The 25,261-nt window shown below is 58.6% G+C and carries 26 protein-coding genes and 3 tRNA genes; 17 read left to right on the forward strand and 12 right to left on the reverse strand.

The window, feature by feature from the left end; all coding sequences use genetic code 11:
- Positions 1-71 precede the first annotated feature (71 nt).
- Both typA and H2515_RS13210 read right to left on the reverse strand, forming a co-directional pair.
- Positions 72-1,889 carry a translational GTPase TypA gene (gene typA, locus H2515_RS13205; RefSeq protein WP_014028043.1) on the reverse strand — a complete coding sequence of 606 codons (1,818 nt, stop codon included), beginning with the start codon at positions 1,887-1,889 and terminating at the stop codon, positions 72-74.
- Positions 1,890-2,044: 155 nt separating this feature from the next.
- A complete protein-coding gene (locus tag H2515_RS13210) occupies positions 2,045-3,247 on the reverse strand; it encodes a porin family protein (protein ID WP_198660356.1) in 1,203 nt (400 codons plus the stop codon).
- 177 nt (positions 3,248-3,424) lie between these two features.
- Between H2515_RS13210 and H2515_RS13215 the strand changes: the two genes are divergently transcribed.
- The 7 genes from H2515_RS13215 to hslU all read left to right on the forward strand — a co-directional run bounded on the left by H2515_RS13215 (position 3,425) and on the right by hslU (position 8,225).
- A tRNA-Gln gene (locus tag H2515_RS13215) sits at positions 3,425-3,498 on the forward strand.
- 192 nt (positions 3,499-3,690) lie between these two features.
- Positions 3,691-4,533 carry a diaminopimelate epimerase gene (gene dapF, locus H2515_RS13220; protein WP_408626790.1) on the forward strand — a complete coding sequence of 281 codons (843 nt, stop codon included), beginning with the start codon at positions 3,691-3,693 and terminating at the stop codon, positions 4,531-4,533.
- Positions 4,534-4,568: 35 nt separating this feature from the next.
- Positions 4,569-4,745, forward strand: a complete 177-nt coding sequence (locus H2515_RS13225; RefSeq protein ID WP_014028040.1) for a hypothetical protein — start codon at positions 4,569-4,571, stop codon at positions 4,743-4,745.
- The gene (locus H2515_RS13230; protein ID WP_198660358.1) at positions 4,746-5,429 is read left to right on the forward strand and encodes a DUF484 family protein; all 684 of its coding nucleotides are present in this window, start codon (positions 4,746-4,748) and stop codon (positions 5,427-5,429) included.
- Entirely contained in the window at positions 5,423-6,364 is a 942-nt protein-coding gene (locus H2515_RS13235; RefSeq protein WP_198660359.1) for a tyrosine recombinase XerC, read from the forward strand. The genes H2515_RS13230 and H2515_RS13235 overlap by 7 nt, the downstream gene beginning before the upstream one ends.
- Entirely contained in the window at positions 6,361-6,900 is a 540-nt protein-coding gene (hslV, locus tag H2515_RS13240; RefSeq protein ID WP_014028037.1) for an ATP-dependent protease subunit HslV, read from the forward strand. Before H2515_RS13235 ends, hslV begins: the two co-directional genes overlap by 4 nt.
- 2 nt (positions 6,901-6,902) lie before the next feature.
- Positions 6,903-8,225, forward strand: a complete 1,323-nt coding sequence (gene hslU, locus H2515_RS13245; RefSeq protein WP_035192098.1) for an ATP-dependent protease ATPase subunit HslU — start codon at positions 6,903-6,905, stop codon at positions 8,223-8,225.
- A 21-nt stretch (positions 8,226-8,246) separates the two neighbouring features.
- Here the strand turns inward: hslU and H2515_RS13250 are convergent, their stop codons facing one another.
- The 5 genes from H2515_RS13250 to ftsY all read right to left on the reverse strand — a co-directional run bounded on the left by H2515_RS13250 (position 8,247) and on the right by ftsY (position 12,136).
- Positions 8,247-8,570 carry a DsrE family protein gene (locus H2515_RS13250; protein WP_231551095.1) on the reverse strand — a complete coding sequence of 108 codons (324 nt, stop codon included), beginning with the start codon at positions 8,568-8,570 and terminating at the stop codon, positions 8,247-8,249.
- A gap of 5 nt (positions 8,571-8,575) precedes the next feature.
- Complete coding sequence (rpoH, locus tag H2515_RS13255; RefSeq protein ID WP_198660361.1) at positions 8,576-9,427, reverse strand: RNA polymerase sigma factor RpoH; 852 nt, start codon at positions 9,425-9,427, stop codon at positions 8,576-8,578.
- Between the two features lie 74 nt (positions 9,428-9,501).
- Positions 9,502-10,407, reverse strand: coding sequence for a permease-like cell division protein FtsX (gene ftsX, locus H2515_RS13260; RefSeq protein WP_198660362.1), 906 nt, complete (start codon positions 10,405-10,407; stop codon positions 9,502-9,504).
- Positions 10,404-11,075, reverse strand: coding sequence for a cell division ATP-binding protein FtsE (gene ftsE, locus H2515_RS13265; protein ID WP_198660363.1), 672 nt, complete (start codon positions 11,073-11,075; stop codon positions 10,404-10,406). The genes ftsX and ftsE overlap by 4 nt, the downstream gene beginning before the upstream one ends.
- Positions 11,072-12,136: a signal recognition particle-docking protein FtsY gene (gene ftsY / locus H2515_RS13270; protein WP_198660364.1), complete on the reverse strand. Its 1,065-nt coding sequence runs from the start codon at positions 12,134-12,136 to the stop codon at positions 11,072-11,074. Before ftsY ends, ftsE begins: the two co-directional genes overlap by 4 nt.
- A 121-nt stretch (positions 12,137-12,257) precedes the next feature.
- On the opposite strand from ftsY, the gene rsmD reads away from it, so the two are divergent.
- The 3 genes from rsmD to H2515_RS13285 are packed head-to-tail and all read left to right on the forward strand — an operon-like array spanning position 12,258 to position 13,624.
- Complete coding sequence (gene rsmD / locus H2515_RS13275) at positions 12,258-12,827, forward strand: 16S rRNA (guanine(966)-N(2))-methyltransferase RsmD (RefSeq protein WP_065413166.1); 570 nt, start codon at positions 12,258-12,260, stop codon at positions 12,825-12,827.
- Positions 12,820-13,344: a pantetheine-phosphate adenylyltransferase gene (coaD, locus tag H2515_RS13280; RefSeq protein WP_035191943.1), complete on the forward strand. Its 525-nt coding sequence runs from the start codon at positions 12,820-12,822 to the stop codon at positions 13,342-13,344. The genes rsmD and coaD overlap by 8 nt, the downstream gene beginning before the upstream one ends.
- A 28-nt stretch (positions 13,345-13,372) precedes the next feature.
- Positions 13,373-13,624: a YfhL family 4Fe-4S dicluster ferredoxin gene (locus H2515_RS13285; protein WP_065413167.1), complete on the forward strand. Its 252-nt coding sequence runs from the start codon at positions 13,373-13,375 to the stop codon at positions 13,622-13,624.
- Here the strand turns inward: H2515_RS13285 and H2515_RS13290 are convergent.
- From H2515_RS13290 to hemA, 5 genes are read right to left on the reverse strand one after another with little or no spacing between them, the layout of a single operon-like run.
- Complete coding sequence (locus tag H2515_RS13290) at positions 13,608-15,587, reverse strand: dynamin family protein (protein WP_198660365.1); 1,980 nt, start codon at positions 15,585-15,587, stop codon at positions 13,608-13,610. The two genes, H2515_RS13285 and H2515_RS13290, sit on opposite strands and share 17 nt — an antisense overlap.
- A gap of 16 nt (positions 15,588-15,603) precedes the next feature.
- Positions 15,604-16,416: a bifunctional DNA-formamidopyrimidine glycosylase/DNA-(apurinic or apyrimidinic site) lyase gene (gene mutM, locus H2515_RS13295; protein ID WP_065413169.1), complete on the reverse strand. Its 813-nt coding sequence runs from the start codon at positions 16,414-16,416 to the stop codon at positions 15,604-15,606.
- A gap of 2 nt (positions 16,417-16,418) precedes the next feature.
- A complete protein-coding gene (gene prmC / locus H2515_RS13300) occupies positions 16,419-17,285 on the reverse strand; it encodes a peptide chain release factor N(5)-glutamine methyltransferase (protein WP_198660366.1) in 867 nt (288 codons plus the stop codon).
- Entirely contained in the window at positions 17,275-18,372 is a 1,098-nt protein-coding gene (gene prfA / locus H2515_RS13305) for a peptide chain release factor 1 (protein ID WP_035191948.1), read from the reverse strand. The genes prmC and prfA overlap by 11 nt, the downstream gene beginning before the upstream one ends.
- Complete coding sequence (gene hemA / locus H2515_RS13310; RefSeq protein ID WP_014028023.1) at positions 18,369-19,685, reverse strand: glutamyl-tRNA reductase; 1,317 nt, start codon at positions 19,683-19,685, stop codon at positions 18,369-18,371. The genes prfA and hemA overlap by 4 nt, the downstream gene beginning before the upstream one ends.
- A 94-nt stretch (positions 19,686-19,779) precedes the next feature.
- On the opposite strand from hemA, the gene H2515_RS13315 reads away from it, so the two are divergent.
- The 7 genes from H2515_RS13315 (at position 19,780) to H2515_RS13345 (ending at position 25,239) form a co-directional block, all read left to right on the forward strand.
- The gene (locus tag H2515_RS13315) at positions 19,780-21,417 is read left to right on the forward strand and encodes a tetratricopeptide repeat protein (RefSeq protein WP_232821397.1); all 1,638 of its coding nucleotides are present in this window, start codon (positions 19,780-19,782) and stop codon (positions 21,415-21,417) included.
- The gene (gene lolB, locus H2515_RS13320; RefSeq protein WP_198660368.1) at positions 21,414-22,070 is read left to right on the forward strand and encodes a lipoprotein insertase outer membrane protein LolB; all 657 of its coding nucleotides are present in this window, start codon (positions 21,414-21,416) and stop codon (positions 22,068-22,070) included. The genes H2515_RS13315 and lolB overlap by 4 nt, the downstream gene beginning before the upstream one ends.
- Positions 22,067-22,912, forward strand: a complete 846-nt coding sequence (ispE, locus tag H2515_RS13325) for a 4-(cytidine 5'-diphospho)-2-C-methyl-D-erythritol kinase (protein ID WP_198660369.1) — start codon at positions 22,067-22,069, stop codon at positions 22,910-22,912. Before lolB ends, ispE begins: the two co-directional genes overlap by 4 nt.
- A 4-nt stretch (positions 22,913-22,916) precedes the next feature.
- Positions 22,917-22,991 (forward strand) — tRNA-Gln (locus H2515_RS13330).
- Positions 22,992-23,040: 49 nt separating this feature from the next.
- Positions 23,041-23,988: a ribose-phosphate pyrophosphokinase gene (locus H2515_RS13335; RefSeq protein WP_198660370.1), complete on the forward strand. Its 948-nt coding sequence runs from the start codon at positions 23,041-23,043 to the stop codon at positions 23,986-23,988.
- A gap of 60 nt (positions 23,989-24,048) precedes the next feature.
- Positions 24,049-24,124: transfer RNA gene (locus H2515_RS13340), tRNA-His, on the forward strand.
- A 104-nt stretch (positions 24,125-24,228) separates the two neighbouring features.
- Positions 24,229-25,239, forward strand: coding sequence for a tyrosine-type recombinase/integrase (locus H2515_RS13345; protein WP_198660371.1), 1,011 nt, complete (start codon positions 24,229-24,231; stop codon positions 25,237-25,239).
- The last annotated feature ends 22 nt before the right edge of the window (positions 25,240-25,261 follow it).

Consider the following 25,261-nt stretch of genomic DNA (forward strand, 5'->3'; position numbering starts at 1 on the left):
ACAAAAAATGGCCCGGAGCCTTACTTACATTCGCTCCGGGCCATCTCTCTTCAGCAATCCATAGCGAAGGCTTAACTGCCGCCGCGCGATGCTCTTTTACGTTCATTCTCCGTCAGATAACGCTTCCGGATACGAATGGACTGGGGCGTCGCCTCTACCAACTCATCATCGGCAATGAATTCGACCGCGCCTTCCAGCGTCAGGCGAATAGGCGGCGTCAGCATGATGTTCTCATCAGAACCGGACGCGCGCATGTTGGTCAGCTTCTTTTCCTTGAGCGGGTTGACCACCAGATCGTTGTCGCGGGTATGAATACCGATCACCATGCCCTGGTAGACCTTGTCACCGGGGCTGACAAACATTCGCCCGCGATCCTGCAGATTAAACAAGGCAAAACCAACCACCTCACCCTCTTCTGCGGAGATCAGCACGCCGTTATTGCGCGCCGGAATCGTTCCCTTCACCGGACCATAACCCTCAAAAATATGGCTGATCACGCCGGTACCGGAAGTTGCCGTCAAAAACTCCGTATGGAAGCCGATGAGACCACGCGCCGGAATCTTGTATTCCAGACGCACCCGGCCCCGGCCATCGGGCATCATATCCTGCAATTCGCCGCGACGGATGCCCAAACGCTCCATGATCGTGCCCTGATGCTGCTCTTCCACATCTACCGTCAATGCCTCGTAAGGCTCTTCCCATACGCCGTTCACCTGACGCTGAATGACCCGGGGGCGTGACACTGCCAGCTCATAGCCCTCACGGCGCATATTCTCGATGAGGATGGTCAGGTGTAACTCGCCGCGCCCGGAGACCATGAACACATCGGCATTGTCGGTATCCTCCACCCGCAGCGCAACGTTGATCAGCAACTCACGATACAGACGCTCGCGCAACTGGCGACTGGTGACAAACTTCCCTTCCCGGCCCGCGAAGGGGCTGGTATTGACCTGAAACGTCATGTTCAGGGTGGGTTCATCAATGGGCTTCCAAGGCAACGCCTCAGGCGCTTCAGGCGCCGCGATGGTGGCACCGATGGAGGGTTCCTCAATGCCGGTTACGGCGACAATGTCGCCCACCGTGGCACTTTCCCACGGCACTCGCTTGAGGCCATCAAAGCCGAGGAGCTGCAAGATACGCGCCTTGGTCTGGGTCTTGTCGACGCCGTGAATCAACACGATATCCTGTCCCGGACGTATGGTGCCACGGCGAATACGACCCACCGCAATACGCCCCACATAATTGGAGTAATCAAGGTCGGCAATCTGCATCTGTAGGGGGCCTTCGGGATCACCCTCTGGCGCCGCCACATGACTGAGGATCATCTCAAAGAGGGGCTTCATGTCACCGGAGCGGACTTCGGGATCTTCCCCCGCATAACCCTGCAAACCGGAGGCATAGATTACGGGAAAATCCAGTTGATCTTCCGTCGCCCCCAGTTTGTCGAAGAGGTCAAAGGTGGCACTGATGACGTAATCGGCGCGGGCGCCGGGGCGATCCACCTTGTTGATCACCACGATGGGCTTGAGACCGAGTTCCAACGCCTTGCGGGTCACGAAACGGGTCTGCGGCATCGGGCCTTCAACGGCATCCACCAACAGCAGTACGCCATCCACCATGCCCAGCACCCGCTCCACTTCGGCACCGAAGTCGGCATGGCCGGGAGTGTCAACGATGTTGATGTGGGTGTCGCCCCACTGCACCGCCGTGTTCTTGGCCATAATGGTGATGCCGCGCTCTTTTTCCAGGTCGTTGCTGTCCATCACCCGCTCTTCCAGTTGCTGGTGGGCGGCAAAGGTACCCGACTGACGCAGGAGCTGGTCCACCAGCGTGGTCTTACCGTGGTCAACATGGGCGATGATGGCAATGTTACGGATTTGACGAGACACTAATATTCCCCAAAAACGGTCATAAGAAAAAACGCAGAGGCACAAGCCCCGCAGCGGGTTTTCTTATAAAGGTATCCACCCGAAAAAGCAAATAAAAACCGCCCCCGAAGGGGCGGCAATGGAGCCGCCGAAGCGGTCCGAAGGCTTGTTTGAACTTAGAAACCAGCCTGGAACTGCAACATCAGGGTGTTGTAGGCAACACCGTTGATGGGGGAATTACCGTTGGGATAACCATAGGCGTTGTCGATGGAACCACCACGGGTAGCCAGAATATAGTTCAACTGAACTTCCGCCGCATGGGGATTATTGGGGTTCACGAAGTAGTTCACACCAACGGTTGCATTACCCAGGGTGCCAGCGCCCGTCACATGGTACTGGTCGTAACGCACGGCAGGTTCGACGTCCAACCAGTCCGGGGTTAGGCTCATTTCATGCAGATTGGCGGCCAACTCCGCATGCCAGTCGCTGGCATTGACGGTGCCGACACTGTTAGGACTCGCGTTCATGTAGCCAATCGTATTAGTACCATCAGTCCGGGTATAACCGGCGCCGTAGTTGATGCCCATCATGCCGCCACTGAGACCCACATTCCAACTGGTGAGCTTGTCAGTACCATGATAGGTCCTTGCCGTTCCCATGCTGCCGCTTACTTCCGCGGTCAACAGCGGACTCATGCTGTAGCTCAACATGCCGGAGGTGATGTACTTGCCGTTGCCGTTGAGCAAGCCGCCCTGACCGCCGCCAAAGGTGTTGCCGGGGGCATTACTGAAGGCGGTATAATTATCCAGCGAGGTGTTATCAAAAATACCCACGGCATAGCCAATGCCCGTGCCCATCACGTTGCCCGCATGGACCATGGCGCCGACGGAACGTCCGGGCAACAGGGACTGGCCCATGTTGCGGTAGATGAAGGTCAGTTCATTGCCGGCCACGCTGGTGTATTCCAGACCTTCCGGGGTCTTGAACTTGCCGACCTGCAACTGGGCGAAGGGCACCGGTGCGAAGTTGATATAAGCATCCATCAACTGGGCACTACTACCACCCAGCACGTTACCACCGAGACCGTTATTCAGGCCATTTGGCAAACCATTGCCTAAGCCCGCCTCATCATAGGCGCCCTCAACGTAATAAGTTACGCCGGGAACCGCCTCACCCTTGAAGCCCAAGCGGATACGGTTGGCGCCGAAGATCAGGCCGCTGGACTGCGAGGCTGGGGTACCGAACTGCTGGGCACCGGTGATCTGGGCATAACCGAAAACGACCGGACCGGTGTCCCGGTTGGAACTGGTCGAAGCGAAAGCAACGCCAGGGACCACAAAAGCCGCCGCAACGGCCAAAGCTACGAGATTCTTTTTCATGATTAAGCTCCTCCTCGAGAGCGATGTTTCAAGTACCACGAAGGAAACTATAGCACCGGAGCGGACGCTTTGCAACATTTTCACAACACCTTTTTTACAACGCACCACAAAAACCAACCGTAAAGCCCCTGCTGTTTGACATGAACGGGCCGCCACGGCTATCATTCGCCCCTCTCTTGGGGGATCGTCTAGCGGTAGGACAGCGGACTCTGACTCCGCTAACCGTGGTTCGAATCCACGTCCCCCAGCCAATAAAAACAACGATTATGCGCGCCCACGCATGGCCAAACCATTGCGATGCCACCTCAACCAGGCTGAAAAATCTGGAGCACGACATGCAAGAGCCACGGAAAACATAGCCCGAAGCCTCCGATTCGCGCGCTCTGTCCTCCCCGGACAGACATTGCTAAACTCGGCACATGAGCCACTCCCTTACTGATTCTGTGCCCCCCTCCCTGCGCTTCACCAAGATGCAGGGCCTGGGTAACGATTTCGTCGTTTTCGATGGCGTTCGTCAACGGGTCGAGCTGCGCCCCGAGGCCATCCGAGCCATAGCCGACCGCCACTTCGGCGTTGGTTGCGATCAAATTCTGCTCGTAGAGACCGCGACGTCCCCCGATTGTGATTTCCGGTATCGCATCTTTAATGCGGACGGCACTGAGGTGGCGCAGTGCGGCAACGGCGCCCGCTGCTTTGCCGTCTTCGTGCGCCGCGCCGGACTCACGGACAAAGCGCTGATCACCGTCGAGACGCTGGCCGGACGGCTGATCCTGCATCACCAGGATAATGGTGAAGTCACCGTCAACATGGGCATCCCGCGACTCACCCCGGCTGAGGTTCCTTTCTGCGGCAAGGAAGAAGCGCCCGAATACCTGCTGCCCATAGGGGATGACACGCTGCGCATCGCCGCTGTCGGCATGGGCAATCCCCACGCGGTGTTGCGCGTATCCAGCGTGGCCGATGCACCGGTAGCCACCCTCGGCCCCCGTATGGAAATACACCCGGACTTTCCCCAGCGCTGCAATGTGGGGTTCATGGAAGTCCGTGACCGGGGCCATATTCAACTGCGGGTCTGGGAGCGCGGTGCCGGGGAGACTCTGGCCTGTGGCAGCAATGCCTGCGCGGCAGTAGTCGCCGGTATCCGCTGGGGCGAGCTGGATCATGCGGTGACGGTGACTCTGCCTGGTGGCACCTTACAGATCGAATGGGCGGGCCTGGGGCAACCGGTCCTGATGACTGGCCCGGCGCAAGTGGTTTTTGACGGGGTCTGGCCCTTGTCAGACTGAATCACTGAGTCATAGGCAGCAAAGGGAGAAACATCATGCAGGACACGATATTGCAGGGCATTGCCAAAAGCTTGAACAGTCATGCAGCTGAACTTAATTTTCTGCATAAACTCAATGATCAGGAGGGCGAGATGCTGGCACGCCTGATCGCCGCGCTGGAGGTGCATGGCGCCGCTGAACGCTACCATGAAACCCACTGGGAGGATGACTGAGTGACCACGGCCCCCGAAATGGATGACCAGGCGGATCAGGTCCGGGCCTATCTCCGCCAGCACCCGCGATTTTTGTGGGATCAGGAAGACCTGCTCCACATCCTGACCCTGCCCCATGTCGGACGTGGTTCAGCCTCGTCCCTGCTGGAGCGGCAGGTACAGGTACTGCGCGAGGAAAACGTCCATCTGCATCAGCGTATTAGTGCACTGCTAGGTGCCGCCCAACAGAATGCCGCACTCGGCCTGCATCTCTCCGATCTGGCTACCGAACTGCTGCAGACGCCCGATTGTACCACGACCCTTCACACCGTTATCGGCCGTTTACGGGAGGGTTTTCAGGTCGAGGAAATGGCCTTGATCGCCCGCACGCCCATGGCCGATCTGCCGCAGTTCCTGCCACTGGAGCAAGCGGATTTTCAGGAGATTCTGAATGGCTTCCCGCTGTTGCGCGCCGCGACCGGACTGACCCTCAGCCCGACCCTGCGCAGCACCCTCTTCGGCGCTGCCGGGGCGGGACTGGAGTCCTTCGCCCTGATCCCGCTTGCCGGTCAGCATCTGCAAGGGGGTATTTTGCTCGGCAGTCAGCACCCCGGCCGCTATGCCGAGGACGCCGGGGCCGACCTGCTCGACCAGATTGCCCGCCTGGTTACAGCGGCACTGGATCGCTGCCTGAGCCCATGTTGATTGAAGCGGCCGTTACTCAGTTTATCGAAACGCTCCGGCAGAGCGGCAGGGCCAGTCCGGCCACGATCAGCGCCTATGGCCATGACCTGGTCGCCTGGTCGCGGTTTTCACAGCAACGCGGGCAGACGGAGATCGCGCAAATAGAGCGCAGCAGCCTGCGCGCCTACCTCATGGCGGAGCGCAGCCGGGGCGTGGCCATTCGCAGCCTGCGCAGGCATTTCGCGGCGATACGTGCCCTCTATCGCCATCTGCAACATGACGCGCCCAAACTGCGCAACCCGGTGCAGGGCCTTGCCATGCCCAGGGCGGAGCAGCGTCTGCCCGATTGGCTGACCGTAGATCAGGCGCGCGTGCTGATGCAACCCACCCCTGGCGCCGCAGAGGATCAGAAAGACTTTATCCGCCTGCGTGATCAACTGATCCTGGAACTGCTGTACTCCAGCGCCCTGCGCGTCAGCGAACTGGCAGGACTGAATGTAGGCGACCTAGATTATCATGGGGGTACGGTGCGGGTGTTGGGCAAGGGCCACAAGGAACGCATCGTACCCGTGGGTCAGCCCGCCTGGGCGGCACTCCGCGCCTACCTTGCGCTGCGCCCGGCGGTGTCTGCAGGTGAAGAAATAGCGCTTTTCATCAATCAACGCGGCCAGCGACTCAGCGTGCGTAGCATCCAGATACGGGTCAAGAAACTGGGTGCGGCGCGCTTGGGACAACCGCTGCATCCCCATACCCTGCGCCATAGTGCTGCCAGCCATCTGTTACAATCGTCCGGCGACTTGCGCGCGGTACAGGAATACCTGGGCCATGCCGGTATTGGCACCACCGCCATCTACACCCATATGGATTATCAGCAATTAGCACAGGTCTACGACCAGGCGCACCCGCGATCACGACGCGGCGCTCAGGATACGAAACATTTTGAGGAAAAAACATGACAGATTCGCAGCAAATGCACGGGACAACGATTCTTTGTGTCCGCCGGGGTAGCAACGTGGTCATGGCGGGAGATGGCCAGGTGACCCTCGGCAATACGGTGATGAAAGGTAACGCCCGTAAGGTACGCCGTATAGATCCGGGCGTCCTGACCGGTTTCGCCGGAGCTACGGCAGACGCTTTTACCCTGCTGGAGCGTTTTGAGGCCAAACATAAGGCTCACCCCGGCCAGTTGGCCAAGGCCGCCGTGGAACTGGCCAAGGAGTGGCGCACCGACCGGGTACTGCGCCGTCTGGAAGCCATGCTCGCCATCGCCGATGATAAACAAAGCCTGATTATTACCGGTCAAGGAGACGTACTGGAGCCAGAATACGGCATCATCGCCATCGGCTCCGGCGGACCTTATGCCTTGTCAGCGGCGCGTGCCCTGCTGGAAAATAGCGACCTGCCCGCCCGCAGCATTGCCGAACGTGCCCTAAGCATTGCCGGCGATATCTGCATTTACACCAACCACAACCACACGATTGAAGAACTATGAGCATGTCTGAAATGACCCCCCGCGAGATCGTCCAGGAGCTGGACAAGTACATCATCGGCCAATCCGAGGCCAAGCGTGCCGTGGCTATTGCCCTGCGCAACCGCTGGCGACGCGGGCAGGTGCCGCCGCCACTGCATCAGGAAATCACTCCCAAAAACATCCTGATGATCGGGCCCACAGGGGTAGGCAAAACGGAAATCGCCCGGCGTCTGGCGCAACTCGCCAACGCCCCATTCATCAAGGTAGAAGCCACCAAGTTCACCGAAGTCGGCTACGTGGGTAAGGATGTGGAATCCATCATCCGCGATCTGACCGAAACCGCTGTAGATATGATCCGCAGCGAACGTCAGGTCGCGCTGCGCCAGCGTGCTGAGGAGCTGGCCGAGGAGCGGATCATCGACATCCTCATCCCCGGCCCCCGCGACAGCACTGTGCCACGCAACGATGAGGGTACACGCCAGAAGTTTCGCAAAATGCTGCGCGAAGGCAAGCTGGACGCGCAGGAAATTGAGATCGAAGTGAGTGCGCCCAAGGGTGGTGTAGAGATCATGGCCCCGGCGGGCATGGAAGAAATGACTAACCAGCTCCGCGATATGTTCTCTAACATGGCACCAGGCAAAACCAGCACGCGACGCGTCACCGTTAGCGAAGCGCAGCGTCTGTTGACGGACGATGAAGCCGCCAAGCTGGTCAATGAAGAGGAAGTCCGCGCCCTGGCGCTGGAGCGGGTGCAATCCGGCGGCATTGTCTTCATTGATGAGATCGACAAGGTGGCAGTGCGCGCTGGCACTCAGCAGGGCTCGGACGTCTCCCGGGAAGGCGTGCAGCGAGATTTGTTGCCACTGGTAGAAGGCTCCAATGTGAGCACCCGTTACGGCGTGGTGAAGACCGACCACATTCTCTTCATCGCCTCTGGTGCCTTCCACCTCAGTAAGCCCTCAGACCTAATTCCAGAGCTGCAAGGCCGCCTGCCTATTCGCGTGGAGCTGGAAGCCCTCAGTGCGGCAGATTTGGTACGCATACTGCAGGAGCCGGAGAATGCGCTGGTCCGGCAGTACAGTGCCTTGCTGGCCAGCGACGGGGTGACTTTGCACTTTACTCAGGAGGGTGTGCAGCGCATTGCCGAGATTGCCCAGCAGGTCAATGAGCGTGTGGAGAACATCGGGGCTCGGCGATTACACACCGTCATGGAGCGGTTGCTGGAAGAGGTGGCTTTTGTCGCGCCGGACAGCGGTACTACGGCTCTGGAGGTCGACGCTGCCTACGTGGACAGCCGCCTGAAAGATCTGGCGCAGGACGAGGATTTGTCCCGCTATATTTTGTGATGGGGTGACTGCACCGCGGGGTCAGGGCTTAATGTAGAGGGCGCCGACCGCTTGGGCATCGGCAATGGCAACGATTCCGGCGGCAACCAGTTGGCTGCCTAGCGGCCGGTCATCAGGATCTAAACCCAGATTACGCAGGCTATTTTCACAAAAATCGACCCGCACGCCAGCACTGATGCGCTCTTCTATCTCGCGCCGCCAGTGGCCCTTCGCCCAGAGGGACATGGGCGCCTGACCATTCGCGATGACCCGCAAACTCCGCTCCGGAGCCGCTGCCTGAGCGTTACGAACATTGGCCAGCAGATTAGGCCAGCGACCGGCGTCGTCGACGTGAAAAAGCAGCACCGCACTCAAGCAGTCGCCAGCATCTGTTGACGCAACTTTCCCATACTGCTTTTTTCCAGTTGTCGTACCCGCTCTGCCGAAACGCCCAGCTCATCGCCCAACACCTGCAAGGTCTTAGGGTCTTCGCTAAGCCAGCGGTTCTCAATGATGTAGCGATCTCGCTGGGGCAAAACTGACAACGCCGAGTGCAAGGCCTTGTGCTGATGCTGATCCCAGTCTCGCTCCGCCAGTTGCTCTACGGGAGACCCGGTGGGATCCGCCAACTCCAGGACACGCCCCCCCTCTCCATCCTCATTGGGTTCGAGGTTAAGCGAATAGTCGTAACCGGACATCCGCCCTTCCATCTCCAACACCTGCGACTGGGTAACGCCCAGATCGTTCGCGATGGCGGCACTTTCCTCGCCACCCATCCAGCCGGTGTGGGTGCGACTGGAACGGAGGTTGAAAAACAGTTTGCGCTGCGCCTTGGTAGTGGCCACTTTGACAATACGCCAATTACGCAGGATGAATTCGTGAATCTCCGCCTTGACCCAATGCACCGCAAAGGAGACCAGACGTACGCCATGATCCGGGTCGTAGCGCTTCACCGCCTTCATCAGCCCAATATTACCTTCCTGAATCAGATCGGCTTCTTGCAACCCATACCCTCGATAGCCCCGCGCTACCCGCACCACAAAACGCAGGTGGCTGAGCACCAGATCTTTAGCCGCATCCACATCGTCGTGATCACGCAGGCGCAGGGCAAGATCACGCTCTTCTTCCGGCTGCAGAAGCGGTTGCGCGTTCACAAAACGCAGGTAGGCCGCGAGCCCGTCGGGGCTAACCAAATCTTTACCGGCTATCGCAAGTTCTTTCATGGCAATCCTCATGCACCGTCACGCGTAGTTGGACTCCGAATACGACCGCATGTTCCGTTTTGCGGAGTCAGGCCTCAGGAAAAAGTATGGTCGAGGTGCCGCCCCACTGCAAGGCGCGACCCCAACCAACCGAGAAGCGCACTGGCGGCGATAAGCATAAGACCCTCCCTGGAATTCAGACCCAGCAAGTGAAATCTGGTCCCATAGAGTTCTGCTAATTGTTCCACCGGCCCCTGCAAAACGGTTACCGTAATAGCGACAATAAGCCAGGCAATCATCCCGGCGACCGCCCCTTGAAACAGGCCCTGATAAAGAAAGGGACGCCGGATGAAGGCGCGGGTAGCCCCTACCAGACTCGCCACGTCGATTTCGTCACGCCGCTGGGCGATATGCAGGCGAATCGTGTTCCCCATGACCAGGATGGCACCCACGGCGAGCAATCCTGCGAGAATCCACACCGCGCGCTTACCTAAGGCAAGAATCGCCTGCAAACGCGCCACCCAATGCAGATCTGATTGCGCGCTGGCTACTCCCGGTTGCTGGCCCCAATAGACTACTAATGTTTGCAGCGCAGCTGGACTCTGCGCCAGCGGGTTCAGTTCGACCACAAAAGAGGCTGGCAAAGGATTTTCACCTAAGGTCTGGATGGCCGCCGTCATCCCGGCCTGGTGCTCAAACTCCGTCAGCGCCGCCTCTTTGCCCACATAACGCACGCTCACCACCCCGGTGCCGCGTTCGAGGAGGGCCTGGAGTTTCTGAACCTCTGCGGCAGAGACCTCCTGGTGCAAAAAGAGGGAGATCTGCGCTTGATCCCGCCAGTGCCCCAACAACTGCTGGAGATTGTTGAGGGCAGCAAAAAGACCCACCGGAAGCGCCAGAACGATAGCCAGCGCCAGCACAGTCATCAGCGTGGCCACCGGCTGTTTGATCAGCGCATTCAGCGCATTTTTTGCCGCTTCCAGACGAATGTGGAGATTCACGCCTTGTCCTCCTCATGAGTGTGCAGATGGCCCTGTTCCAGGTGGAATACCGGCAGGCCGAGGCGATTGACTTGCGATTGATCATGGGTGGCCACCAGCACGGTCGTTCCATGGTGATGAAAGTCGCGAAAGAGATCAAGAATCTCCGTACTCAGGGAGTTATCCAGATTACCCGTCGGTTCGTCCGCCAGCAGAATTTCTGGAGTATGGACGATAGCACGGGCAATACCCACACGTTGCTGCTCACCGCCAGACAGGGTCGCGGGCAAATCCTGCGCCCGATCCCCCAGCCCCACCTTCTCCAGCGCCGCCCGTACCCGGCTTTGTATCTGCCGGCCCGTGAGGCCTCCCACCTGCAAGGTCAGCGCTACATTACTGAACACATCGCGATCCATCAGCAGCTTATGGTCCTGAAAGACGACACCGATCCGCCGCCGGTAGGCGGGAATATGACGGCGCCTGAGGGTGGAGACATCGACGCCATTAACCATCAGCGTGCCGCGACTGACATCTTCCAACCGCAGAAGCAACTTGAGTAGTGTACTTTTACCAGCACCAGAAGGCCCCGTCAGCAGGGCCATCTCGCCTTTACGCAAATGCAGATTCACCTCGCGGAGGACGTGATGCCGTCCCGGGTAATGCTTGGTGACGTTGATAAACTCGATCATGACTTCGACTCCGCAAAAAGGGCATCGACAAAAGATTCGGGGTCAAAAGGACGTAGATCTTCGATCTGCTCACCAACACCGATATAGCGAATAGGGATGGGCAGGGCCTTGGCAATAGCCGCCACCACGCCACCTTTGGCGGTGCCATCCAGTTTGGTGATACAAATACCCGTCAACCCTACCGCATCGTGAAACTGACGCACTTGATTAAGAGCATTCTGGCCGGTGCCCGCGTCCAGCACCAGCCAGATCTGCTGTGGCGCCTCTGGATCCTGTTTGCCAAGGACCCGCTTGATTTTCTTCAACTCTTCCATGAGATGGCCCTGGGTATGAAGGCGTCCGGCGGTATCGGCGATGAGCAAGTCGCTGCCGTGCGCACGGGTCATAGTCAGCGCATCGAAGATCACGGAAGCACTGTCCGCACCCGTCCCCTGCGCCACCACGGGCACCTGCACCCGTTTACCCCAGCCCTGCAATTGCTCTACGGCGGCGGCGCGGAAGGTGTCTCCGGCAGCGAGGACTATGCCGAAACCCTCTGCCTTCCAGTGTGCCGCCAGCTTGCCGGTGGTGGTCGTTTTGCCCGCCCCATTGATGCCCACCATAAGCAACACCTGAGAACGCCCCTTCTCGGGCAACCACGGTTGCGCGCAGGGACGCAGGATATCGAGGAGCGACTCGCGCAATGCCGCCTGGAGCGCGTTGGGGTTCATGAGTTCCTTGCGATGTACCCGTTCCGTCACGCTGTCCATGATTTCCCGGGTTGCAGCCGTGCCCAGATCAGCTTGCAGCAATAAGGCTTCCAGGTCATCCAGCAATTCTGCATCAATGACCTTTTTACCGAGCACCAGACGCCCCACACCCTCGACCAGTTGTTCCCGACTTCGGGTCAGGCCTTGTCGAAGACGGGAGACAAGCCCTTTTCCGGGTGTGTCAGCGAGCGTCGGCACTTCTGGCGACGGCACATCGTAAAAGGCTGTTGCCTGCGCGGACTCTTCTGCTATAGCGGGCGACGTTTCCCCCACAGGAAGGCTTTTGTTACGCTTGAACCAGTCAAACACCATTGGCTAGGCAGACCTCAGACACTATGAATTTCCTCATTATCCACCGAAGGGCGGAATCGAACAATGCGTGTAATGCCGCAGCGCGCCATGAGCGGCGTTTCTTGCCGCGGGATCAGCCTGTATGAGCGTCTCTATTATTGCGGGTCGCCATCGCGGGCGACGGTTGCTCACTCCAGCCGGTCATTCCCTGCGCCCCACACCGGGTGCGGTACGCGAGACGCTATTCAACTGGCTGGGAGGACAGGTGGCTGGAGCACGGGTGCTGGATCTTTTTGCAGGTAGCGGTGCGCTGGGACTGGAAGCCTGGTCACGCGGCGCGCGCGAAGTGGTCTTCGTCGAGAAAGACCCACAACACCGCCAACTCTTGTCCCGGAATCTGGCCGCCTGCGGTGTAGTAGCACAGCAGTTAGCTGGCACAGATGCATGGGGATACCTGCAACATTGCCCCCGATCCTTTGATATCATCTTTGCCGATCCGCCCTTCGACCAAGGTTGGCCTACGCGGATGGCCCCCATATTGTGGAATGGTCAGCAGCTCGCCGCAGAAGGCTGGCTGTATCTGGAGACCTCCGCTGCCGAACAATGGGATGACGCCGCCATCCCCAATCATTGGCGCGCTTATCGGCGCGGCCGCTGCGGCGATTCGCACCATACTCTCTATACCATTTTGCCGGAGCCCCCCCATGACTAAGCCTCACACAGAACGCCGCATTATTTATCCCGGCACCTTCGATCCCATCACGAATGGTCATGAAGATCTGGTGCGGCGCGCCGCTGCACTATTTGACGAGGTCGTGGTGGCGGTAGCCGCCCAAACGGCGAAAACAACTATTTTCCCTCTCGCAGAACGGGTCGCGCTCGCCGAGGCAACTTTAGGCGGGATTCCAGGGGTGCGGGTACGGCCATTTCCTGGACTGCTGATTCACCTGCTTCAGGAAGAAAAGACCCATCTGATCCTGCGCGGGCTGCGCGCCATATCGGATTTTGAGCATGAGTTTCAGCTGGCTTCCATTAACCGGCGCATGAATGCCCAGATAGAGACCCTCTTCTTGATGACCTCCGATCAGTACACTTTTCTCTCTTCCAGCCTCGTGCGTGAAATCAGCCGTCTGGGGGGAGATGTGGACGCCTTCGTCCAGCCCGCCGTGGCCACGGCCTTAAAGCAGCACTTTTGTGTCGGCATGGACCCCAGGCTTACAGAAAAGTAGAATACAAGGGTGCCTAGAGGAGGATGTAATGTCCCTATTCATTAACGATCAGTGCATCAATTGCGATGTCTGCGAACCGGAATGCCCCAACAACGCCATCAGCATGGGCCCGCAGATCTACGTTATTGATCCTAATCTTTGTACGGAGTGTGTCGGTCACTATGACACCCCGCAATGCATGGAGGTCTGCCCTGTCGACTGCATCCTCAGCGACCCCGACCATGCAGAGTCGCCGGAAACTCTGGAACAAAAATTTCTGCAGCTTACGAAACAGTGCTGAGCGATTCCTGCAACAGATGGAGCAATGGCGCCGAGTCATGGTCGAGACGGGCCATCTGCTCCTGCGCAATCTGCAGGCTCTGCTGTAGTTGCTGAATGCGGGTATCAATATTGCCCACGGTCTGAGCAATACTTTGCAACGCATTGAGTTCCTCTTCGGCATTGTCGTGAAAAACCTGCAGTTGCTGGTTCATGACCGCCATGATCTGATCTACCCAGGTCTCTACTTCCCGTCTGGTTTCCACGACGAAATCGCGGGTTCGACTGGCTACGGTCAAGAAGGCCTTGCGCACTACGGCACTCTGGGTGTTCATAGCGATCTCCAGCATCATCCCAAATCGCTCATAACTTTCCGCCATACCAACGAGCTCCGCCCGTCGCGGCATGATGGCATAGGGCACCGTCCGCAACACAGGCAACCGATAACGGTTCTGCAACACCTGATACTCCCCAGCCACCAGTGCCGACACCTGCTGCGCACCTTGTAGCGCTTTATCAAAATGGGCTATGGCCTCCTCGAAGAACAGTCTGAAACGTTCGACGATACCTGCAGTCGTCCATACGGAAAGCATCTCCGCTTTGGCGTTGCTGATCACAAAATCAAAAGAAGCCGGCGCTAAGGGAACAAGCAGGCACTCTTCAACCGCCTGACGGAAAGCCGCCTTTTTTTCCTCGAAGGCATACCGGTCTTTCTCAAAACTTTGGAGTAACCGCTGATGTTGCGCCACCAGTTCGGGCACTTTCTCAGCCGTCCGATCCTTGAGGCTGCGCATGCTCTCCATCTGCACCGAGATTCTATTAATCTGCTCATGCAACAAATTTTTCTGATCGAGAATGGCGTGTTCCACCAAGAACTGGCACTTTGCTTGAATGGCCATTCGCCGTGCGGGCAAGAGCACCGCAGCGATGGTATGCTCCAAGGATGCCATCCCGCTGCGTTCAAGCAATTCCGGGTCCTGGCGGATTCGGGCGACGAGCCCCTTCTGACCGGAAACCGGGATAACCTGCTCACGAGGAATACATAACCGTTCCGCCGTTTTGTCCACCTGCTGTTCAATTTCTGCCACCACTCCCGACCAATCACGCAATTCGTCCCAGAGGGTGTCAATCTTGTTGAGGAGCACAATTTGCTTCTGGTGGGCATTACGTATCAGATACTGGTCCCAGATGGTCAAGTCGCTTTGGGTAACGCCGGTGTCCGCAGCCAGCACAAAAATAATGGCATCGGCATCGGCGAGCATGCCGAAAGTCAGTTCTGGCTCTGCACCAATGGCGTTGAGGCCGGGGGTGTCCAACACCGTGAGACCGGCATCCAGCATAGGATGCGCCAGATAAAGCAAGGCGTGGCGCCAGCGCGGAATGAGCACTTTGTTGAGTCCACAGGAGGGACAAACCGTGCGCTCGCGATCTTTGGGTGTACGGTTGAACGGCGGGCAGAGTCCAATGCGGCGAGCATTTTCAATCCTCACGCAAAGCGTTTCCGTAAGATAGGCCAACGCCTGGCTGCGTTCGTTTTTTTCTTCCAGCACCAGCGGCAATCGCGTCCACGCGCTCCTCGCCTTTTTGAGTTTTTCGATGCTGACATCAAGGCTACGACTGGCAATGGGCAGGAGCTGTAACTCGGGCCGCCCCTGTGGCGCGCCACGAATCTCCACCGGACACATAGTTGTCTGACCGGAACTGGAGGGCAGCAGACGCCCCCCCATATCCGAGAAAAAGAGGGCATTAATCAACTCGGTCTTGCCGCGCGAAAACTCGCCGACAAAAGCGATACGCAGGCTGTCCTGCTCCGTTTCATAAGCCAATGTTTCCAGCTGCAGCATGGTCCCGCTGGGCAGCAAGCCCAGATCTGCCGTCAGCGCCGCCATTTCATGAAGACCATCAATCACTTTTTGCCGCCAATTATTTAACGCGCGCAGCCCTTGCAGAATGGGGGATGTCTCCAACATATGCTCTTTACTCATGCGTACTCCCGACTGGTCAGCGCTGACAATGGGAACAATAGGTCGTCGCTCGGCCACTGATACGGATACCACGTAACAGCGCCCCGCACTGCGTACAGGATTCCCCTTCCCGTCCATACACCGCAAGAGATAGTCGAAAATAGCCATTTCTGCCATCGGGCCGGGTAAAATCGCGCAGGGTCGTTCCGCCCTGGGCAATAGCTGCCTCCAGAATATCGCGCACTGTCTGCACCAGCTTCCCATAGCGCTGCAGAGCGATCCGCCCCGCGTGGCGACGCGGATCGATACCCGCTGCAAACAAAGACTCATTGGCGTAAATATTGCCGACGCCGACGACGATATGGGCATCCATGAGAAAGGATTTAATCGGCACCTGTCGGCTTCGGCTCCGCTGATACAGGTATTCTGCTGTAAAATCATCGCCTAGCGGTTCCGGCCCCAAATGTCGGAGAAATGGATGCTGGTCGGGATCGGCGAGCCAGCATACGGCGCCAAAACGGCGCGGGTCATGGAAGCGCAAGCACAGATCGTCGGCAAAGAGCAGGTCGACATGATCATGTTTCTGCACCGGGGTGCTTTGCGGGAGGACGCGCAGGTGTCCGCTCATCCCCAGATGGATCAGGATCGTTCCCTGTTCCAGGTCGAGCAGAAGATATTTGCCCCGTCGCCGGAGACTCAACAGGCGCTGCCCGGCCACCCGCCCGGCAAGATCGGCGTTCACCGGCAGACGCAGGCGACCATCCCGCACCACGGCACCCTCCAGACGCTGTCCCAGCAGATGGGGGGCAATACCCAGGCGGGTGACTTCGACTTCAGGCAATTCGGGCATGGTTAAGTCCTTGTTCCGCTGCTCACGCGTTCGCGCCCGGCCAGATCACGGCGGGTTTGCACCGCACCGAAACCAGCGTTGTTGAGCAAACCGCGCACTACGTTCCCCTGATCCGGGCCATGCTCCAGCAATAACACGCCCTGCCGCGAAAGTCGCTCATACGCACCGGCAATGATGCGTTCCAGACACTCCAGACCGCTGGGACCGGCCACCAGGGCATCCCAAGGCTCATGACACAAATCAGGAAGATGGGGATCGTTATCGGCCAGGTAAGGGGGATTGGCCACAATCCGATCAAAACGCAAGGCGCTATCCAGTGGTGCGTACCAGTCGCCCTCCAGCCAGTGCACCTGCGGCGCCAGAAGTGCACCATTGGCGCGCGCGACATGTAACGCCGCCGGGCTGCGCTCCACAGCCCAGACCTCCGCCAGCGGTCGCGCCTGGGCAATGGCCAATGCAATGGCCCCGGAACCTGTACCAAGATCAAGCACCCGCGCTGCGGTATTCTCTGCCAATCCCTCAAGGGCCAGAGTCACCAATGTCTCAGTATCCGGACGAGGGATCAGCACCGCAGGGGCCACGCACAGATCCAGCCCGTAGAATGACCACTCACCTAAACAGTAGGCCAAGGGCTTACCTGCGAGGCGCTGCGTGAGCAGTACGGTAATCCGTGCTTCCTCCTCTGCAGAAATTGGCAGCAACGCATTGCGCAGCAGCGCCGCCCCATCCAGCCCAAGGACGGCGGCCAACAGCCAGCGTGCCTCCTGCTCTGGTTGATCGCTCAGTACACGCAGTTGGTCGCGCAGAACATCCTGCCAGTCGCGCAGACTGCGCGATGGATTGTGCGTTACGCCCGAATCAGAGGTCATCACCCAGATGCTGCAGAAGATCGGCCTGATATTCTTTGATCAGCGGTTCGATCACGGCGTCAAGATCCCCCGCCAGCACCGCCTCCAGCCGATACAGCGTAAGATTGATTCGATGATCGGTGATTCGCCCCTGCGGAAAGTTGTAGGTACGGATACGCTCGGAGCGATCTCCGGAACCCACCAGCAGGCGCCGGGTCTGCGCCGCCGCACTTTGCTGTTTCTCCTGCTCCTGTTCCAGCAGACGCGCCTGCAGCAGCGCCATGGCCCGCGCCCGGTTTTTGTGCTGGGAGCGGTCTTCCTGACAAGTCACCACCAAACCGGAGGGGATATGGGTGATGCGGATAGCGGAGTCGGTCTTATTGATATGCTGCCCGCCCGCGCCACTGGCCCGGTAGGTATCGATGCGCAAGTCAGTGGGATTGATGGTGATCTCACTTACCGTATCCACCTCGGGCAGCACCGCTACCGTACAGGCGGAAGTATGGATACGGCCCTGCGCCTCGGTCTCTGGCACCCGCTGTACCCGATGCCCACCCGACTCGAATTTCAGACGGGAATAAGCGCCGCGGCCACTGATTTCCAGAACGATTTCTTTGTAGCCACCCCGTTCCGAATCGGAGGCGGAAAGGGTGACCACTGCAAAACCTTTACTCTCGGCGTAGCGGATATACATCCGGGCCAGCACTCCCGCAAAAAGTGCTGCCTCCTCACCACCAGTCCCCGCCCGCACCTCGACGAAAACGTTACGGTCATCATTGGGATCCTTGGGCAGCAGGCGCACCCGCAGGGACTCTTCGAGCCGATCAAGTTCTGCCTGTGCCGCCGCCACTTCTTCACTGGCCATGGCACGCAGTTCCGCATCCCGCTCGTCCATCAGCATGCGCTCGGCGTCATCTCGATCCTGCCGCCGTTGCTCATGACGACGCAGCAGGTCCAGCACCGGGCCGATTTCCCCCAACTCTTTGGAAAGACTTTGAAAACGCTGCGCATCGCTCGCCACATTCGGGCGCGCCAGCAACTGACTCAATTCATCGAAGCGAAAGGCCAACTGCTCCAGTTGGCCCTGCAAACGCGGGCTGAGACTCATCCTTCGGCGTCACTGAGATGAAAGAGAATATCGAGTGCCGCGACAAGACTTTCGTTGGTCGCATCCTGACAAGGCTGGCGAAGGGTTGCAATGGGATCGTGAAGGACTTTATTCATCAGTGCCTTGGAAAAAGCATCCAGTACCGCGAAGGGGTCCTGCCCCTGATTCAAGTAATGCGTAAAGCGCTGCAACTCTTCCTGGCGCCGCTCCTCCACATGATCACGCAGGCGACGGATGGCGGGCACCACATCCAGGCTTTCCCGCCACTGCTGGAACTCACCGACCTCATCGGCAATGATCAGCTCTGCTACCGCTGCCGCCTCGCGGCGTGCGCGCATGCCCGCCTGGGCGATGTCATTCAGATCGTCCAGTGTGTAGAGAAAACATTGCTCAACACCTTCCACTTCCGGGGCGATATCCCGGGGTACGGCGAGATCCACCAGCATCAGATCCCTCTGCGCCCGCCGTACCATAACTGCAGAGACTGTTTCCAGCGTAACTATGGGCAACAGACTCGCCGTGCAACTCACCACCACATCGGCGTCATGCAGGAGCTCCGGGATGGCCTCCAGAGCATGGGCATTGCCAGTAAATTTCGCGGCCAACTGCTGGCCGCGTTCTGCACTGCGATTGGCTACGGCAAAACTCCCCACCCCATGCTCGCGCAGATGAGTCGCCACCAATTCGATGGTATCCCCGGCGCCGATCAGCAACACCGACTTGCCTTCCAGGCTGCCCAGCAGCTGCTTGGCCAAACTCACGGCAGCATAGGCCACGCTGACCGGGGCTGAACCGATGGCCGTCTCCGACCGCACCCGCTTCGCCACGCGGAAAGCCCAATGCAGCAGGCGATTCAGCACCGGCCCGGCGGCACCACTATCCGCAGCAGCCTGATAGGCATCCTTGACCTGACCAAGGATCTGCGGTTCGCCGATGATCATGGAGTCCAACCCGCAGGCCACGCGAAACAGATGGCGCACGGCCTCCGCATCGCTGGAGTAATAAATATGTCCATCCAGCAATCGCGGGTCCACGCCGTGAAAGTGACAGAGCCAGTCTTGCACGGCTTGGCGATGGTAGCCCTGCCCGCCGTGCACATAAATTTCCGTGCGGTTACAAGTCGATACGATCAGGGTTTCCCTGGCCAACCCTTGCTCCAGCAAGTAGCGGTAGGCCACAGCAAGGTTCTCCGGAGAAAAAGCGACTTTTTCCCGGACCGCGATAGGGGCAGTATGATGACTTAGACCAAGGCAGAAAATAGCAGCGACCGTCCCTGCAGAGCGACGATGAAGGGGCTGAATTGTCGCCGACACCGGACAGGATTGCAAGCCAAGTCCCTAGCGGTTATTGTGCCTGCTGGCAAAAAATGCGGGGAATGGGTAGATGAGGAGTAGGCTTGGGGGCATCGTGGCAGGGATTGTACTTAGCCTCGCCGCCGGAGGTGCAGCCGCCGACTCCGCTTCGGGTGGCATGACCGGGGAGCAGCTCTACTATCTGTTAGTAGCCGAATTCGCCACCGTGCAACGGGAGCCACAACTGGCCGTCCCGGCCTGGCGGGAAGCCGCCAAGCTGGCGCCAGAAGCCAATGTCCTCGGGCGCGCCACACAGATCACCGCGCAATTTGGCGATTTTCCAGGTGCTCTGCAACTTGCCAAGCGCTGGCGCGAGACCGCCCCGAGGAACGCCCAAGCAGATCAGTTTGAAGCCGCGCTGCTCCTCACCACGGGTAAGGATGAGCAAGCCATTCAATTACTCCAGGCCACGCTTGCCCGCTTTCCCAACAACCCGAAAGTCACCCTGCAACTCGCTGAATTACTGGTGACCCACGGGCGCAGCGGTGAGGCGCGGCGGTTGTTGAGTGCGCTAGCCGACAAAGACCCGCAATCCGCAGCCGCCTATTATGCGCTCGGACGTATTGATCTCGATGAAAAACAAGCAGAACACGCCATCCCCTGGCTGGTGAAAGCGCTCAGTCTCCGTCCGGACTGGCAGGAAGCCGCCATCAGTCTCGCCGAAGCACAGCAAGCCACCCAAGGCACTACTGCCGCTTTGCATAGCATTCAAAGTTTCACGGCCAGCCACCCGGAGGCCACGCTCGCCCGTCTATATCTGGCTGCGCTCTACCTCAAAATGGGTGGCCTGACACAGGCCTATCGCCTCTACCAGAACATGGCACGACAAAACCCCGATGACCCCGATATCATCCTTTCTCTCGGCCTTATGGACGTCGAGCGGGGCAACTGGAAAGACGCGGAAGTTGCTTTGCAGCGCGCCCGCGCGCTGGCACCCCAGTCCCCCGCACCGCTCTACTATCTGGGGCGCCTCTACGAGGCACAGAATCGTTGGGCCGAAGCATTGCAATGGTACCAGCGCATTCATTCCGGCCCTCTGTATCCTGAGGCAGAGCTGCGCAGCGCGCGCGTGGAATATCTGTTGGGTCATCACGACAAAGCCATCAAAAAACTGCAGACCCTGGCGGCCGCGCGCCCGCATGAGGCAGAGATTCCGCTGCTGGAAGCAAACCTGCTGCAAGACAGCGGCCATCTTCACCAAGCCCTACAGGTAGTCAGGCAGGCCTTGCAGCGCATGCCGAACCAACCTGGGCTCTGGTACGCGCAAGGCACCATCTATGAGCAATTGAACGATTATCCGGCCATGGAAAAAGCCATGCGTACAGTTATCCGCCTCGCACCGGATCATGCACAAGCCTACAACTTCATTGGCTACAGTTTGGTCGAACGGCACAGCAACCTGGCCGAAGCACAAAAGTTACTGAGCAAAGCATTGAGCCTGAATCCTGACAATCCCGAGATTCTGGATAGTATCGGCTGGCTGCAGCACGTGCAGGGCGACAACCTCCAGGCTCTGGAGTATCTGCAGAAAGCCCATACGGCCTTACCTGACAATGCCGAGGTGAGCGCACACCTCGGGCAAGTTCTCTGGTCACTAGGGCGCCACACAGATGCCCGGCAGGTCTGGCAAAGTGCGCTGCAAAAACACCCGGACGATGCCACCCTCAAAAGCGATCTGGCCCACCAGCCATGACCGCCTCTTATTTTAGGCAACTCGCTCCGCGCGCAGCTCGGAGACCGATCCGCACACTGGCCGCACTCCTGCTCACCGGCGTATTATCCGCCTGTGCCACCACGCCCCCCATCCAGCCGTCCACTCACATCGTCCTGTCAACGACCGAGAGAAATCAGGTCGTCGCCAGCCTGAAATATTGGCAAGCTAGTGGACAGGCCGCTCTCAGCACACCGAAAACGAGCAAAGATTTCGGATTCCGCTGGAAGCAGTCCCCCCACCACCAGGAACTTTCCATTTATGATCCTCTCGGCCGTACGGTCGCGCGCATCGAAGTCGACCCGCAAGGCGCACATCTGCAACTGGCCAATGGCGAAACACGACAAGCAAACAATCTGGACGCCCTCCTCGCGCTGGTCCTCCACGTCGAACTACCCGCAAGTGAATTGCCGGACTGGATGCTTGGCCTGCGCAGCGCGGCGGTAACTGAACAGCAGAATCCAGCCGGTCTGCCCACCGTACTCCACAGCGGCCCCTGGCAGATTCATTATCTCCAATATGCGCCAGTAGGCGGCCTGACCATGCCCAAACTGCTCCAAGCCACGGGTCCGGGGGGCATCACCCTACGCCTCGCCATCACCCAGTGGCGTATGGGAGGCCACAGCGTCCCATGAGCGAAAATTATCCCGCACCCGCGAAGCTGAATCTGATGCTTCGCGTTGTCGACCAGCGCAGCGACGGTTATCACGAGTTGCAAACCGTATTTCAGTTTATCGATCTGGCTGACCAACTCCAGTTTGACTCGCGCCCCGCCGGGCAATTTTCCCGCAGCGGCGGACCGGAAGGCGTGCCGGAAGCGGACGATCTCAGTATCCGCGCCGCGAAATGCCTGGCCGATGTCGGCGCTGTCCACGAAGGAGTCCATATTCACATTGATAAAATCCTGCCCATGGGTGGGGGTATCGGCGGGGGCTCCTCGAATGCCGCTACCACCCTCATCGTGCTCAATCGGCTGTGGCGTACCGGTCTACGCCGCGAAGAACTCATGGAAATTGGTGCCAGCCTCGGTGCTGACGTTCCTGTATTTATTTTCGGACGTAGTGCCTGGGCGGAGGGTGTGGGCGAGCGTTTGCAAGTGCTCGACGCCCTCCCGGAAAGTCACTATGTGCTGCTGCACCCGCAGGTGTTCGTAAGTACCCGGGAGATTTTCACTGCCCCTGAATTGACACGGCATCATGTGCCCAGCACAATAGGCGCGTTTCTCGGCGGGGCGACGGAAAACACCTTGGAACCTACGGTGTGCGCCCGCTACCCGGAAGTCGAACATGGTGCGCGCTGGCTAAAAAATCAGGGCGTGCATGATGTTCGTTTGACGGGTAGCGGCGCCTGTGTTTTCGGGCTGGTAGCGGATAATATTTCCGCACAACAAATTGCTGCGCGGGTGCCTGCCCCCTGGCGCGCATGGTCCGTGCGTGGATGCAATAAGCATCCTCTGTACGATCTTGCCGAGCAATGATTATTGGGGCGTAGCCAAGCGGTAAGGCACCGGATTTTGATTCCGGCATTCCCAGGTTCGATCCCTGGCGCCCCAGCCAAATTGTCCTCGGACTGTTTTGCCACCTGCGAAAGAGAGAAAGACATCACATGGCCCACGGCAATCTCATGGTCTTCAGCGGGAACGCCAATCCCATTCTGGCTGCCCAGGTGGCGCGCTTCCTGCAAATTCCCATTGGCCGTGCCGAGGTGAGCTCTTTCAGTGACGGCGAAGTCTTCGTCGAAATATTGGAAAATGTGCGCGGCCGGGACGTTTTCGTGCTCCAGCCCACCTGTTCGCCCACCAATGACCACCTCATGGAACTACTCACCATGATCGATGCGCTCAAACGCGCATCGGCCAATCGCATTACTGCCGCCATGCCTTATTATGGCTATGCCCGACAAGACCGCAAATCACGCTCACGCACGGCCATCACCGCCAAACTGGTCGCCGACCTGATTACCACTGCGGGCGCTAATCGGGTCCTGACGATGGATCTGCACGCTGACCAGATTCAGGGCTTCTTTGACGTACCGGTTGATAATATTTATGCCTCCCCCATTCTCCTGGGCGACATTTGGCGCCAGAGCTATCCAGAACTAATTGTGGTTTCTCCCGATGTAGGTGGTGTTATCCGCGCCCGCGCCATCGCTAAACGGCTCGAAGTGGACCTCGCCATTATCGACAAACGGCGGCCACGCCCCAATGAGTCCGTCGTCATGAATATTATCGGCGATGTGGCGGGCCGCACCTGCGTCATCGTGGACGACATGGTCGATACGGCCAACACGCTCTGCGAAGCGGCCCATGCCCTCAAGGCACAAGGCGCCGTCAAGGTCTGCGCTTACTGCACGCATCCGGTTCTGTCTGGTCCAGCCATGGAACGCATCGAACGCTCTGACTTGGATGAACTGGTCGTCACCGACACCATACCGCTCAGGCCGGATGCCCGGGCCAGCAGCAAGATTCGCATATTGTCCGTTGCCGAACTGCTGGCCGAAACCATCCGCCGGATTGCGGAAGAGGATTCCGTCAGCTCGCTGTTCATGGATTGATGCCGCTTACTGACCTTGCAGCCGGGCGTTAGCCATTGTATGATCTCCGCTCTATCAATGGTGGCTGTAGCTCAGTCGGTAGAGTCCCGGATTGTGATTCCGGTTGTCGCGGGTTCGAGCCCCGTCAGCCACCCCAAACAAAACAATGGCTTAGGTTATACTACCTAGGCCATTATTGTATTTACGCTGCAATTATGCTGCACTTGGGTTGAAATTTGGTGCAGCGTGAGGTGCAGCACGGTGGCAACGATCAATGCAAGAAAAGGTCCTGATGCGAACAACAAGCTCGTCATAATCGGGTGGCAGGCCATCATTCGGAAACGAGGCCACCCAAGCCAGACACGAACCTTCCGAACAAAACGCGACGCAGAGGCATGGGCCAAGGTCACGGAGTCGGAAATGTTACGGGGGGTCTGGCTCGACCGCTCCGAAGCAGAGAGCACAACGCTTGGTGAGGCTCTCCAGCGATATGCCGACGAGATATCCATCAATAAGAAAGGATCGGCACAAGAATTGTGTCGGATACGGCAATGGCTAGAGCGGCCCATCTCCAAACGAACACTGAACACCCTACGAGGTAAAGATTTCGCGGCATACGTCAAGAGTCGCTTGAATGAGGGGGTGTCTCCCAACACTGTGCGCTTGGAACTGGCCATCGTGGGGAATCTGTTTACCGTCGCCGCAAGAGAATGGGGCATGGAGTCCTTGGTGAACCCTATGCGGTCGATCAAGCTCCCCGCTCCTGCGAAGGGCAGGAATAGACGAATTCAGCCAGGAGAATGGGGTGCGTTGATCGCGCAGCTACCGTATCCTCACGATCACGCGGTTGTCTTGCTGGTCGAAACAGCGATGCGGCGCGGTGAGCTGTCTGGGATGCGATGGGAAGATGTGCAGTGGACCGCTCCATCCATTTTGTTACAAGACACGAAAAACGGGGAATCACGCGAGGTGCCGTTGTCGTGTGCCGCATTGCAAATTCTCCATGACTTGGGCGGAACTCCAGAAGCCACCGGCTCGGTATGGAAAACGATGGCTACCCACTCGTTCAGCCAAGCCTTCATTCGGGCTTGCGACCGCGCCAGTATAGAAGATTTAAGGCTGCACGACCTCCGCCACGAAGCCGCGAGCCGTCTGTTCGAGAAGGGGCTGAACCCCATGCAGGTTGCGGCCATCACCGGCCACAAGACGCTGCAAATGCTCAAACGCTATACTCACTTGCGGGCTGAAGACTTAGCGAAGATGCTGGGGTGAAGGATGCCGAAGGGCCGGTAAA

It is taken from the genome of Acidithiobacillus ferrivorans, from assembly GCF_016250455.1.
GTDB lineage: Bacteria > Pseudomonadota > Gammaproteobacteria > Acidithiobacillales > Acidithiobacillaceae > Acidithiobacillus > Acidithiobacillus ferrivorans.

Coding starts and splice junctions, on each gene's coding strand:
- hslU (WP_035192098.1), top strand. CDS start 6,903: ATGTCTGAAATGACCCCCCGCGAGATCGTCCAGGAGCTGGACAAGTAC.
- rpoH (WP_198660361.1), bottom strand. CDS start 9,427: ATGAAAGAACTTGCGATAGCCGGTAAAGATTTGGTTAGCCCCGACGGG.
- ftsE (WP_198660363.1), bottom strand. CDS start 11,075: ATGATCGAGTTTATCAACGTCACCAAGCATTACCCGGGACGGCATCAC.
- mutM (WP_065413169.1), bottom strand. CDS start 16,416: ATGCCCGAATTGCCTGAAGTCGAAGTCACCCGCCTGGGTATTGCCCCC.
- hslV (WP_014028037.1), top strand. CDS start 6,361: ATGACAGATTCGCAGCAAATGCACGGGACAACGATTCTTTGTGTCCGC.
- ftsY (WP_198660364.1), bottom strand. CDS start 12,136: ATGGTGTTTGACTGGTTCAAGCGTAACAAAAGCCTTCCTGTGGGGGAA.
- H2515_RS13210 (WP_198660356.1), bottom strand. CDS start 3,247: ATGAAAAAGAATCTCGTAGCTTTGGCCGTTGCGGCGGCTTTTGTGGTC.
- prmC (WP_198660366.1), bottom strand. CDS start 17,285: ATGACCTCTGATTCGGGCGTAACGCACAATCCATCGCGCAGTCTGCGC.
- H2515_RS13335 (WP_198660370.1), top strand. CDS start 23,041: ATGGCCCACGGCAATCTCATGGTCTTCAGCGGGAACGCCAATCCCATT.
- ispE (WP_198660369.1), top strand. CDS start 22,067: ATGAGCGAAAATTATCCCGCACCCGCGAAGCTGAATCTGATGCTTCGC.
- prfA (WP_035191948.1), bottom strand. CDS start 18,372: ATGAGTCTCAGCCCGCGTTTGCAGGGCCAACTGGAGCAGTTGGCCTTT.
- rsmD (WP_065413166.1), top strand. CDS start 12,258: ATGAGCGTCTCTATTATTGCGGGTCGCCATCGCGGGCGACGGTTGCTC.
- H2515_RS13225 (WP_014028040.1), top strand. CDS start 4,569: ATGCAGGACACGATATTGCAGGGCATTGCCAAAAGCTTGAACAGTCAT.
- lolB (WP_198660368.1), top strand. CDS start 21,414: ATGACCGCCTCTTATTTTAGGCAACTCGCTCCGCGCGCAGCTCGGAGA.
- coaD (WP_035191943.1), top strand. CDS start 12,820: ATGACTAAGCCTCACACAGAACGCCGCATTATTTATCCCGGCACCTTC.
- H2515_RS13285 (WP_065413167.1), top strand. CDS start 13,373: ATGTCCCTATTCATTAACGATCAGTGCATCAATTGCGATGTCTGCGAA.
- H2515_RS13235 (WP_198660359.1), top strand. CDS start 5,423: ATGTTGATTGAAGCGGCCGTTACTCAGTTTATCGAAACGCTCCGGCAG.
- H2515_RS13290 (WP_198660365.1), bottom strand. CDS start 15,587: ATGAGTAAAGAGCATATGTTGGAGACATCCCCCATTCTGCAAGGGCTG.